The sequence below is a fragment of the Photorhabdus caribbeanensis genome (assembly GCF_018448885.1).
Lineage (GTDB): Bacteria > Pseudomonadota > Gammaproteobacteria > Enterobacterales > Enterobacteriaceae > Photorhabdus > Photorhabdus caribbeanensis.
The window spans coordinates 122,146-133,337 of record NZ_RCWB01000004.1 but is presented as its reverse complement, the minus strand read 5'-3'; the positions used below and the strand labels follow the sequence as shown (position 1 = coordinate 133,337).

10 protein-coding genes and 3 pseudogenes are annotated in these 11,192 nt (G+C 39.0%); 3 read left to right on the top strand and 10 right to left on the bottom strand.

Annotated features, from left to right (window positions below; translation table 11 throughout):
- Positions 1 to 3: 3 nt before the first annotated feature.
- The 7 genes from tssE to EAE90_RS04680 all read right to left on the bottom strand — a co-directional run bounded on the left by tssE (position 4) and on the right by EAE90_RS04680 (position 6,561).
- Complete coding sequence (tssE, locus tag EAE90_RS04710) at positions 4 to 447, bottom strand: type VI secretion system baseplate subunit TssE (protein WP_214052498.1); 444 nt, start codon at positions 445 to 447, stop codon at positions 4 to 6.
- Between the two features lie 51 nt (positions 448 to 498).
- Positions 499 to 993: an Hcp family type VI secretion system effector gene (locus EAE90_RS04705; RefSeq protein WP_214052497.1), complete on the bottom strand. Its 495-nt coding sequence runs from the start codon at positions 991 to 993 to the stop codon at positions 499 to 501.
- Between the two features lie 56 nt (positions 994 to 1,049).
- Positions 1,050 to 2,531 (bottom strand): type VI secretion system contractile sheath large subunit, encoded by a 1,482-nt coding sequence (tssC, locus tag EAE90_RS04700; RefSeq protein WP_214052496.1) that lies wholly within the window; start codon positions 2,529 to 2,531, stop codon positions 1,050 to 1,052.
- A gap of 7 nt (positions 2,532 to 2,538) precedes the next feature.
- Positions 2,539 to 3,063 (bottom strand): type VI secretion system contractile sheath small subunit, encoded by a 525-nt coding sequence (gene tssB, locus EAE90_RS04695; protein ID WP_214052495.1) that lies wholly within the window; start codon positions 3,061 to 3,063, stop codon positions 2,539 to 2,541.
- A gap of 579 nt (positions 3,064 to 3,642) precedes the next feature.
- Positions 3,643 to 4,524, bottom strand: a complete 882-nt coding sequence (locus EAE90_RS04690) for a phage tail protein (RefSeq protein ID WP_214052494.1) — start codon at positions 4,522 to 4,524, stop codon at positions 3,643 to 3,645.
- 65 nt (positions 4,525 to 4,589) lie between these two features.
- Complete coding sequence (locus tag EAE90_RS04685; RefSeq protein ID WP_214052493.1) at positions 4,590 to 5,585, bottom strand: tail fiber protein; 996 nt, start codon at positions 5,583 to 5,585, stop codon at positions 4,590 to 4,592.
- 4 nt (positions 5,586 to 5,589) lie between these two features.
- A complete protein-coding gene (locus EAE90_RS04680; protein ID WP_214052492.1) occupies positions 5,590 to 6,561 on the bottom strand; it encodes a tail fiber protein in 972 nt (323 codons plus the stop codon).
- 474 nt (positions 6,562 to 7,035) lie between these two features.
- Here EAE90_RS04680 and EAE90_RS04675 point away from each other — a divergent pair.
- Positions 7,036 to 7,197, top strand: a pseudogene (locus tag EAE90_RS04675) (IS1595 family transposase); the annotation flags it as partial.
- Positions 7,198 to 7,242: 45 nt separating this feature from the next.
- Here the strand turns inward: EAE90_RS04675 and EAE90_RS04670 are convergent.
- Positions 7,243 to 7,521, bottom strand: a complete 279-nt coding sequence (locus EAE90_RS04670) for an addiction module antidote protein (protein WP_011146554.1) — start codon at positions 7,519 to 7,521, stop codon at positions 7,243 to 7,245.
- Positions 7,518 to 7,809: pseudogene (locus tag EAE90_RS04665) on the bottom strand (type II toxin-antitoxin system RelE/ParE family toxin). Before EAE90_RS04665 ends, EAE90_RS04670 begins: the two are co-directional and overlap by 4 nt.
- A 116-nt stretch (positions 7,810 to 7,925) precedes the next feature.
- Between EAE90_RS04665 and EAE90_RS04660 the strand changes: the two are divergent.
- The gene (locus tag EAE90_RS04660) at positions 7,926 to 8,048 is read left to right on the top strand and encodes a recombinase family protein (protein WP_214052491.1); all 123 of its coding nucleotides are present in this window, start codon (positions 7,926 to 7,928) and stop codon (positions 8,046 to 8,048) included.
- Between the two features lie 170 nt (positions 8,049 to 8,218).
- Here the strand turns inward: EAE90_RS04660 and EAE90_RS04655 are convergent.
- Positions 8,219 to 8,308: pseudogene (locus EAE90_RS04655) on the bottom strand (class A beta-lactamase); the annotation flags it as partial.
- 1,026 nt (positions 8,309 to 9,334) lie between these two features.
- Here EAE90_RS04655 and EAE90_RS04650 point away from each other — a divergent pair.
- Positions 9,335 to 11,185, top strand: coding sequence for a polyurethane esterase (locus EAE90_RS04650; RefSeq protein ID WP_214052490.1), 1,851 nt, complete (start codon positions 9,335 to 9,337; stop codon positions 11,183 to 11,185).
- Positions 11,186 to 11,192: the final 7 nt, after the last annotated feature.

Genomic DNA, 11,192 nt, shown 5'->3' with positions numbered 1-11,192 from the left:
TTGTTATTTATCCCATGAAATTGAATAGGTATATGCGGTACTGTTCCATGAGATAGAAAACACCACTTGTTCGTTGAGGAAAATTCCACTCACCCAGAAAGTTATATTTTCTGGCGTATTTTTTTGTAATGTAATAACGACATTTTTCAAACGTGGTTCGAACCAGAAAATAGCTTGGTAAATATTATTGCTAAGTGCATCAATACGTTCATCATCAGAAATATCCACATTAATGACATCGGAAACACCGTAATTTAAAACGGATTTCGGCAACTCACCAAATAAAGGGGAAATTTCAGAAATCGGTCTTGATGAAAATAACATACTTAAATCAGAAATCAGGCTTTGGACAACTTCCTGACGTGACCAGATAAGTGCGACACCCTGTTTTTCATCTTGTGGATAATCATCTTTCAGGCGATGGAGAAATGAAGGCTGAATCATCATATTTTTCCGGCTAGAAACTGCCGGCCAAAGGCCGACAGTAAACGGTAATTGTTATTGTTTTTTGTTCTCGATAAGATCCCAACCTTCCGGCCCCACCTTAGTTCCTTTAGTTCCGTCTTCTTTAAGTGGAGTAAATGTCCACTTAATTTTGGAATAAGCGATAGAAATCTGTTCTTGTGGGAATTCACCGCCACGTGAACAGGTTTCATGAACATCGGAGATGACACACTCTTCCATTTCCACTTCTGCGTAAGGATGCATTTCGCCTTTGAAAATCGTGCAGATTTCCAGTTTTACTTTCTTAATCGCGGTACCTTGCGCTACAGCAGACAATAAGCCAATAGAACTGGAATCCATCACCTTCACACAGTCAATGGTACGGAAATCCGCTGCACCAACGGTAATTTTACGTTTACCGCTGTCTGCAATCCGTGCATGGTTAAATAGACCAAAATTGACATGTTCCAGCTCCATCCACTCTTTATGTTGGCTGTCGGTACTTTCACCTTTAATACCATCAATTTGTAAAAAGATTGAAGAACTCATAATTAACTGCTCCAGTTAGTTGTAATAAATAAGAAAAATATTAATAAATAGAAAAATCAGGCAGCCGAGGACGGCGGTAAATCAGCAACCAACCGTAAAGACATACTTAATCCTTCTAATTGGAAATGCGGCCTTAAATAGGCTACAGCCCGATATGTTCCCGGCGATCCAGGAACTTCAACAACATCAACTCTTGCCTCCCGTAATGGGTGACTCGCTTTTATTTCCGCACCGACGGTATCAGAGCCGACAATATATTGGTTGATCCAGTTTTGCAGATAAGATTGACATTCTCCGCGGGACATAAAACTGCCCACTTTGTCACGCACAATCATTTTCAAATAATGGGCGAAACGAGATGTTGTCATAATGTATTGCAATTGGGTTGATAATTTTGCGTTGGCATTTGCCAGGTCAGAATTATATTTTCTCGGCTTATTCGGTGACTGTACCGAGAAAAATGCGGCGTAGTCAGTTCCTTTATAATAAACCAGAGGAATGAACCCTAATTCAGCTAACTCTTTTTCACGGCGATCAGAAATAGCCACCTCAGTCGGGCATTGCAGCACATTTTCACCGGACACAGAGGTATAGTGATACGCTGGCAATGCTTCGACCAATCCTCCTCCTTCTACACCACGGATTGCCGCACACCAACCATACTGTTCAAATGCAGCCACCATACGGCCTGCCAGTGCATAGGCGGCGTTAATCCACAGATAACTATTGCTGTCTCCTTCCCTGACCTGCTCTTCGAAGCAGAATTGCTCGACCGGGATGGTTTTTGCCCCATAAGGCAAGCGGCCAATTACTCGTGGTAATGTCAAGCCGACATAACGAGAGTCATCAGATTCCCGGAAGCGTTTCCAACGCAGATAATCGGATGTTGCAAGCAGTTTGGATAAATCACGTGGGCGTGGTAGTTCACCAAAATCATTCAGCCCCAACATGCCCGCGTTGACTGAACTGATAAACGGCGCATGGGCGGCTGCGGCCACATGAGAAATCTGCTCTAATAAATAGAGATCTTCCGGGCTGTTATCAAAGTCAAAATCACCGACAAATGCGGAATAAGGTTCACCACCAAAGGTACCGTATTCATATTCATACACATTTTTAAACAGCATTGACTGATCGAAATCCGATGCCGATTTAAAGTCTTTAATCAAATCGGTTTTCGTCGCGTTCAACATGCGGATCTGAGTATTATCCGTTTCGCTTTGGTCAAGTAATCCTTTAAGCCCTACCCAAGAAGATTCCAGACACTGAAATTCCGGGTGATGTAATACCAGACTCAGTTGAGCGGACATCAGCGCATCAATCGCGGCGATACGTTCGTCAATGCTGTTTACCAAATCGCCGGAAACCACCAGTGAACCGGAGGTGACTTCGGCCAGAAACTGGTCGAGCTGGCTTTTTACCCGATCACGATCTGCCTCTCGACGAATGGCTTGGGTGTTATCAATAATCTGATCAAGAAAATCACTATTTGTTTCCGTCGTTTTCAATTCTTGCTGTTCAACAACGCTCTGTTCCATACTGCCCTCACTGTGCATTGTTATTTTCCGGGATATTGCTATTTTCCGGGGTGACGTCATCTGCTTCTTCATTTACCTGCGGTAATTTATCCGCATGTTCAGCTAGAATTTCCGCCAGACGGTCACGCAATTTTTCATTGCTCAATGCACGGCCTTTCAAATCACTGAGTTTGCTGCGTACCTCTAATAAATGACGAAGCGGTTCTATCTGTTTCGCCAAATTCTCTGGGGTAAAGTCAGCCATTGATTTAAATTGCAAATCGACATTAATAAATCCGCTCTGACCTGGCAGCGCGCTTTCAACTTGTAATTCCAATGAAGGTGACAAACCTTCCATCACTGCATTAAAATTATCTTTATCAACATGCATGAAACGACGTTCACGCATGGGAATAGATTGCTCAGCAAATTGCCCAATAACGCCAATAACCAAAGGCAATTCTTTTTTCTCGACTGCGCCGCCTAATTCAACATCATAAGTAATCTGAACTCGGGGCGGTCTGACTTTATCAAGCTTACGTTGAGTATTCATGGCACCTTTTACCTTTTATATATGAACAGGAAGTGCAAACTTACGTTAAACCGCACCAAACCTGATTAAATAACCTAATAGGATGAGAAATAGATGAAGAGATCAATTAACGCTATTGATAGCAAGCTAATATGCTGTGACACATTTAATGATATTCAAAACCCACCGTATTTCGGCGGGGAATAAATTCTCATGGATATTAACTTAATGCAATAGTCTCATGGGGAAATATAATGTCTGGAAATTTATCTTATTTCATAGGTAATTGTATTTATTATGAAAAATAGAAAAAACACATTGTGACAAAAATGCATTTTCATACTTGTCTTATTTTTCATGCCACTGTTTTTAATAATCAAAATCTGACGAGTCAAAAAAATGGAAATATAGGTGGAGTTAGAGTTTTATTTAATATGTGGTTAACTTTTTTATGGAAATAAACTACTTTTTGAGTTTTTATTGCATCAAAGCGCTGATTAAAAACAGCGCTTTATTAATATTTGATTTTGTGTTTTTTTAATCTAATTAAGTTTGGCGCTAATGAAATATCAACCTGACTTTATTTTTGTGTCATCATTATTATTCCGCTTTTACGATGTAGTTGAATGCGATATTTCGGGGTCGGTTTTCGTTTGCTGTTGGGACAACACGTGATGCGTCAAAAGTTAGAATATCTGATCCTCCTCCTGTCTGCGAAAGCTGGTTTGCACCTATTATATACGATGGATCAGATTTTTTATCAAAACAGCCGGTTAACCTGATTAACTGTGAATAAACCTCCGTAATTCGGATTGTGAGTGATCCGGTAACATTTCTAATTGCATCACTCTGGTTCGTCAGAAGTGCTCTACCCCCATCGATTCCACGGCCATCATCCCAGCCACGAATAAACTCGCCTCTTAAATCGGGCAACCTACCATCAGGATAAGCTTCTGCTAACTTCGGATACTGTAATTTATTAAAAGCAGAACCATTGCAAGTGAAATAGCCGATAGGTGGATGAGGCAACGGCCAAGGAATAGGAGAACCAACAGGAATTTCACTGGTTGCTTTAATCAGTCGATCTACTTCTTCTCGAGTGTATACTTCCGCACGAGCATATGCCCCCACATCACTCGCATTCAGATTAATATCCTCAGTCAACGCCTTACCATTTATTTTCCGGCTATTAGGCACTTTGCCATCAGTGGCTATTTGTTTTAATGCTCGATTTAGTTGGGTGGTGAGTTTATCTATATCACCATCATCCAGAACATCATCGCCAGATTGTGTCGCGATAAAATTAGCTACCACAGAGGCTATTGTTGATGATTGGCGTAATGCCTTATTTAATACATGCGTAGAGATATTTTCTGGTGGAAACCCTTCCTGCAAACTCTTATCTGCTTCATATTTTTCTTGACTCACTACATTAGCATTATTACTAATGGAAAAAGCTTTAAAATCGTTTTTTGGGTTCATATTCTCTCCCCATAATTTAAAATAGGTAAATTATATTTCAGTATCTAAGATATATTCTTGTGTTATTATTCCGCTTTTACAATGTAGTTAAATGCGATATTTCGGGGTCTTGACACTCCTATATAGTTCTTATCTACTGGCCCGGTATGACCGTCAATATATTGAACTCTTGCTGAAATATTGTCATCTTGGGGAATATCCCACTGTAATTTTGTACGACCATTGAGTGAAAAGTTGATAGTATGAGTACCAAGATCCTGTACCAAATAAGACCCTTCTTGCCATGACAATAATGAACGAGATGGATCTACCCCTCTACTATCATCCCAACCACGAATAAACTCGCCCCTTAAATCGGGTAATCTGCCATCAGGATAAGCTGCTGCTAACTTCGGATACTGTAATGTATTAAAAGCGGAACCATTACAAGTGAAATAGCCAATAGGTGGATGCGCTAACGGCCAAGGAATAGGAGCACCAACAGGAATTTCACTGGTTGTTTTAATCAGTTTATCTACTTCTGCTCGTGTATATACTTCGGAACGAGTGTATACCTCTGCTCTAGCATATGCCCCCACATCGCTTGCATTCAGATTAATATCCTCAGTCAACGCTTTACCATTTATTTTCCGGCTATTGGAGACTTTACCATCAATATTCCCACGCAATGAGTTGACGATTTCCTGCACCAGCTTTTGTGTCACTGCCAGTGTGTCATTGTTGCCAATTTCATTGGTCAGTTGGACAACGCCTTTTTGTGTCAATGAGGCATTAGGAATTTCTGCGGTGACTTTTTGTTTTAACGCTTGATTTAATTTGGCGGTAAGTTTAGCTATATCACCATCATCTAGAATGTCGTCACCAGATTGTGTTGAAATAAAGTTAGCAATAACAGAAGCTATTGTTGACGATTGGCGTAATGCTTTATTTAACACATGAGTAGAAATATTATCTGGTGGAAATCCCACCTGTAAAATCTGATTTTCTTCATATTTTTCTTGACTCACCACATTAGCATTATTACTAATAGAAAAAGCTTTAAAATCATTTTTTGGGTTCATATACTTATTCAGCCTTTACGATGTAGTTGAATGCGATATTTCGTGGCCTTGTTTCATGGCTTGTCCTGGCTACTCGCGCCGCATCAAATAGGGTTTTATAACTAAAGTTATCGTTCTGGGCTCCATATTTACCACTTACTACGCCTCCATTAGCAAAAACACCTTCAGTGCTGACTGCTATTTCAGCATCTCCTTTAAATGAACCCTTTAAATCTTGTAAAGCGTCACTCTGATTTGTCAGAAGTCTCCTACCAGCATCTACCCCTCTACCATCATCCCAGCCACGAATGAACTCACCTCTTAAATCGGGCAATCTGCCATCAGGATAAGCTTCTGCTAACTTTGGGTACTGTAATTTATTAAAAGTTGAACCATTACAAGTAAAATAGCCGATAGGTGGATGTGCTAACGGCCAAGGAATAGGAGCACCAACAGGAATTTCACTGGTTGTTTTAATCAGTTTATCTACTTCTATTCGAGTATATGCCCCTACATCACTCGCATTCAGATTAATATCCTCAGTCAACGCTTTACCATTTATTTTCCGGCTATTGGAGACTTTGCCATCAATATTTCCACGCAATGAGTTGATGATTTCCTGCACCAGCTTTTGTGTCACTGCCAGTGTGTCATTGTTGCCAATTTCATTGGTCAGTTGGACAACGCCTTTTTGTGTTAATGAGGCATTGGGAATTTCTGCGGTGACTTTTTGTTTTAACGCTCGATTTAGTTGAGAGGTAAGTTTAGCCATATCGCCATCATCCAGAACATCATCGCCAGATTGTGTTGCAATAAAATTAGCTACCACAGAGGCTATTGTTGATGATTGACGTAATGCCTTGTTTAATACATGAGTAGAGATATTATCTGGTGGAAATCCCACCTGCAAACTTTGATTTTTTTCATATTTTTCTTGGCTCACCACATTAGCATTATTACTAATAGAAAAAGCTTTAAAATCATTTTTTTGGCTCATACGCCCCTCTTAAATTAAATTGTTTTCCCATGTAATCAATATATTAAATTATCGCATAGATAACTCTATTCATTGGTGCCAGTCATAGTCTAGTTCAAAAAAATAATAATGGACTATTTTTATAACTTACATGGTTAATTGTTTTTGTATAAATGGGAAGTAAACAGGTTAATGAGTATGAATTATTGTCTTTCTATTTTTATGGAAAATAAATCCATAAAATAATAAAGTTAAAATATGAAAATGTTTTTATTTGAATAATAACGGAAATAAAAATAGGATAAAATAGATGGTTATTATTGAGAAAAATATTTTTTAAGTTCTGTAAAATAGGCACACCGGTCAATTCAAAATCAATCACATTTCGTGTGACGACAGTCATACCATGAACCAGCGCAGTTGCGGTGATAAGTGCATTACACTCTGAGCATAGATCTGGAACATGCAACCGGGCACACCGCTGAGCCACAGCCATACTGGGGCGGGGCTCAGCACGGCCCCCGAGGGCGAGGGGCAAAAGGGAAATACCCTTTCGTTGCGGCGATTTCAATGAATGAAAAGAGCCACCCTATGTTCATGCGTTTCAGCGTTGTGAAAGGGTTTAAGACCGGGGAACTTACCCGTTGGCTAAAGAGCCCCAAAAGTTGAAGTATAGCGTCCAATTTTTGGGGTGCAGATCAATTAAGCCCCTGTGAAATGAAGTTTCAGCCCTAACGCTTTTGTTATTTTCATCATAGCGCTGAATGTTGGATTACCTTTTCCTGAAAGAGCATGATATAGCCCTTCTCTGGACATACCGACCTCTCTTGAAAGCTGGCTCATGTTTCTGGCTCTGGCAATATCACCCAGCGCAGACAGTACCAATGCCGGATCACCATCTTCCATAATTTCATTAAGATACATTTGCATTTCTTCTTCACTGTTTAAGTGTTCTGCAATATCATATTCTTTCAGTTTCATAGCTCCCCCTCAATCTCTTTGTAAATGGCTTTTGCTCTGGCTATATCTTTTTGCTGTGTACTTTTATCTCCCCCACACAACAAAACAACGATTACTTTTCCGTGATTTTTTAGATAAACCCTGTAGCCTTTACCTTCATGAATCCGCATTTCTGAAAACCCTTCCCCTACTGGCTCTATATCGCCAGAATTACCGTTTTTCAGTCTGCGAATTCGTGCCTGAATCTTTGTTTTTACCCTGATGTCTAATCCAGTTATCAAATGTTTCTGTACTTAATACAGTTATCATTCCTTTGCCCCTTATACTTCGATAATTAAAGTATACGTCATATTTCCTTATCGTCAAATATATCTGACACAATTAAAGGGGCAGAAAATGCCTCTTTATTGTGTGCCACATCAGATATGTTAATCGTGACAAAGTTAGACAGACTCGCGCGTTCAGTGGATTACTTATCGCAAATCGCCAGTCGCTTTCAGAGTGAGAATATCGATTTGGTCGTCCTAGATCAAAATATTGTTCCCTGAGTTCCCCATCTGGCCCTACATACTTATAAAGAGTCTGTCTGCTAATCCCAAGCTCTTCACATAATTCAGATACGCTACAATCTCTACTCTTCATGGAATCTTGTGCCAAGCGAACCTGAGATTTTGTGAGTTTAAAAGAACGTCCGCTTTCACGTCCTCTTGCTCTGGCCGCTGCCAGCCCATGCCGGAAAAGCAAAGTTAACCAATGGAATGGTGATACCGGCTAATAACAACGAACGCCGCAACGGGGAATGTTTCATATTGGGTTCCCGTAACTCGTAATATAGATAATAAAAAAACGCATTATAGAGAGAAAAAAATAATGTCGCACTATTTTTAATGACATTTTATTATGGTGAATACGGTGTTTAATCTGCGATATAATGTTAAATAATTCTTCATTTAATACGGTAGTAATTATAATCATAAGAGTGTAAATTTTTTTTAGTTATTTTTCATTCATTTTATTTTCTATGTAAAAATCAAATTCAGTAACCTATTAATGAATGATTTATATTATTTATTGCTGTGGTTTCACCCGAGTGAAATGGTTATATTTAATTGATTTTTAAGTATTTTTTTCATGAATGTAAAATTAAGATTTTATCCAAGATAATTAATTTAAAATAGTAAACATTAAAAATGTAAACACAAATTTATAGTTGCAATTTAATAAATGGAGATATTAACATGATACAATTATAATCTTATTTTAAGTTTTGTTTTTAAATAAAAAGTCAATATATTGCATTTGTGAATTTCTTATTAATGAAATTATATTAAAAGAGTAATAACAATTATTCTAATAAATAAGAAGTGAATGTCAGTATTATAAATTAATTCATCTTTAATCAATAAAGTATTTATAGAGAGCAACGGGTTTTAATTTTCTTTTTCTAACCAGTTAAGTTAATCAGCGATAAGAGTTTTTTCTCTTAATTTACATGTTTGTATTTATTTTATGTGCACTAATGGAATTAACCAATCTCTCTTTATAATGTTGTGGACTATAGCCATCCATGCATTTAGTTACTTTTAAAACTATCAACAATGATAATAGATATATTTAACGTGTTTATTCTCACCGGCGAGACCAAATAGCATATAAACTTGATTTATTCAATCAAAGATTTGTAAAAATATTAAATTTTCATTATGGCTCACTAATTTATAAATTTTTAGATAATTACTCTTTAAATGATCTACATCAATCTATACTTACCTAGCTGGTTAATATTTTTAAAACACTTTTTTAACCTTATTTTAACTTAACAAGGATATGCATTATGGGTGTTTTTCAGTACAAAGACTTTGATAGCACTACTTCTAAAGAGTTATTTTCCGACGCAAAAACTATCGCCGGGTATGCTTACCATAATTTGGGAAGTGGATTTGCTGAGGGGTATTACAATTATGGTTTTGGTTTAGGGATGCCATTAACGTTGCTGACCGCAATTCTCGGCAGTACGACATCGCAGGGCATCACGCCTAAATTGCCTTGGAATCCGGACGCAGAAAAACAAGCACAAGATAAACTCAATGAATCAGGGTGGTTTACTATCAGTGCTGATGAGTTAGGCTATCAGGGTAGAACTGATGCCCGCGGTACTTTTTTCGGCGAAAAATCAAGTCATTCCACTGCTCAGGCAGAGGTAATGGGAAAATATGATGCTGATGGTAATTTGATTTCTATTGGCATTGCATTTCGCGGTACGAGTGGTCCTCGCGAGTCAATTATTACCGATACACTGGGCGACGTTATGAATAACGTGCTGGTGGCTTTAGGTAAGAAAGACTATTCGAATGACTATACGCCAAATGCTTTCGGTCGGCTGCTGGACCATGTAGCTAATTATGCCAAAGCTCACGGTTTGACGGGCAGTGATGTTTTGGTCAGCGGCCATAGTTTGGGTGGGTTAGCTGTGAATAGTATGGCGGAGTCTAGCGATACGAAATGGGGGGGATTCTACTCCAAGTCGAACTATATCTCTTTCGCTTCGCCATCACAGTATGAAGTAGGTAACAAGGTGCTGAATGTAGGATATGAAAATGATCCTGTATTCCGTGTATTAAAAGGTACCAGCGTTGATGCGTTCTCTCCAGGCGTTCATGATGTACCAAGAGATTCGGCTACAAATAATATTGTTAATTTTAACGATCACTATGCATCAGACTGGTGGAATATACTGCCCTTCTCTATTGCTAATATATCAACTTGGGTTTCACATGTGACGCCATTTTACCAGAGCGGCATGCAACGTATTATGGATTCAACGTTCTACGACTTAACACATAAAGATTCAACTATTGTTGTCAGCAACCTTTCCAACGTCACTCGTGGAAATACCTGGGTGCAGGATTTAAACCGGAATGCTGAAAAACACACTGGCAGTACTTTTATTATTGGTACCGACGGCAACGACCTGATTAAAGGTGGTAAAGGAAACGATTATCTGGAAGGACGCGACGGCAATGATATATTCCGCGATGACGGCGGATTTAATATGATCGCCGGCGGGAAAGGCCATAATACTTTTGACTTACAGAAGTCACTAAAAAATGCAGAAATAGCCTATGATCAGGCAGGTACATTGTATGTGCGTGATGCACAAGGTGGTATCACTGTTGCTACAGATATCTCGACGATAAGAAGTAAGGAAAGTACCTGGCTGTTTCTGACGAAAGAGGTGGATTCTCAAGTCAGAGCCGATGGTTTGTATTCTAGCCGTGGATTGACGAAATATGCCAATTCAGTAACAGGCAACGATGGCAATGATACATTGACTTCTAAAACCTCCGGTAGCTGGCTGTTCGGTCTGGATGGTGATGATACCTTGATTGGCTTCGGCAATAATAATGTTTTCGTCGGTGGTGAAGGCAACGATGTGATGAAAAGTCAGGGTAATAACAATACCTTCCTATTCAACGGTGATTTTGGACAAGACATCATCTATGGCTACAATAAGACTGATAAACTGGTGTTCCTAGGTACCGAAGGCAGCAGTGATAAAAGTAGTTATCTGGATCATGCTTCTATGGTGGACAATAATCTGGTGTTTACCTTCGGTCAAAACTCCGTCACTCTGGTTGGCGTTAGCATGGACAGCTTATTGGTGGATAATATAATACTGGCGTAACATATAA

Bases quoted from the DNA above. Each gene is read 5' to 3' on its own strand.
- tssC (WP_214052496.1), bottom strand. From the start codon at position 2,531: ATGGAACAGAGCGTTGTTGAACAGCAAGAATTGAAAACGACGGAAACA.
- tssB (WP_214052495.1), bottom strand. From the start codon at position 3,063: ATGAATACTCAACGTAAGCTTGATAAAGTCAGACCGCCCCGAGTTCAG.
- tssE (WP_214052498.1), bottom strand. From the start codon at position 447: ATGATGATTCAGCCTTCATTTCTCCATCGCCTGAAAGATGATTATCCA.
- EAE90_RS04650 (WP_214052490.1), top strand. From the start codon at position 9,335: ATGGGTGTTTTTCAGTACAAAGACTTTGATAGCACTACTTCTAAAGAG.
- EAE90_RS04690 (WP_214052494.1), bottom strand. From the start codon at position 4,524: ATGAACCCAAAAAACGATTTTAAAGCTTTTTCCATTAGTAATAATGCT.
- EAE90_RS04705 (WP_214052497.1), bottom strand. From the start codon at position 993: ATGAGTTCTTCAATCTTTTTACAAATTGATGGTATTAAAGGTGAAAGT.
- EAE90_RS04685 (WP_214052493.1), bottom strand. From the start codon at position 5,585: ATGAACCCAAAAAATGATTTTAAAGCTTTTTCTATTAGTAATAATGCT.
- EAE90_RS04670 (WP_011146554.1), bottom strand. From the start codon at position 7,521: ATGAAACTGAAAGAATATGATATTGCAGAACACTTAAACAGTGAAGAA.
- EAE90_RS04680 (WP_214052492.1), bottom strand. From the start codon at position 6,561: ATGAGCCAAAAAAATGATTTTAAAGCTTTTTCTATTAGTAATAATGCT.
- EAE90_RS04660 (WP_214052491.1), top strand. From the start codon at position 7,926: ATGTTAATCGTGACAAAGTTAGACAGACTCGCGCGTTCAGTGGATTAC.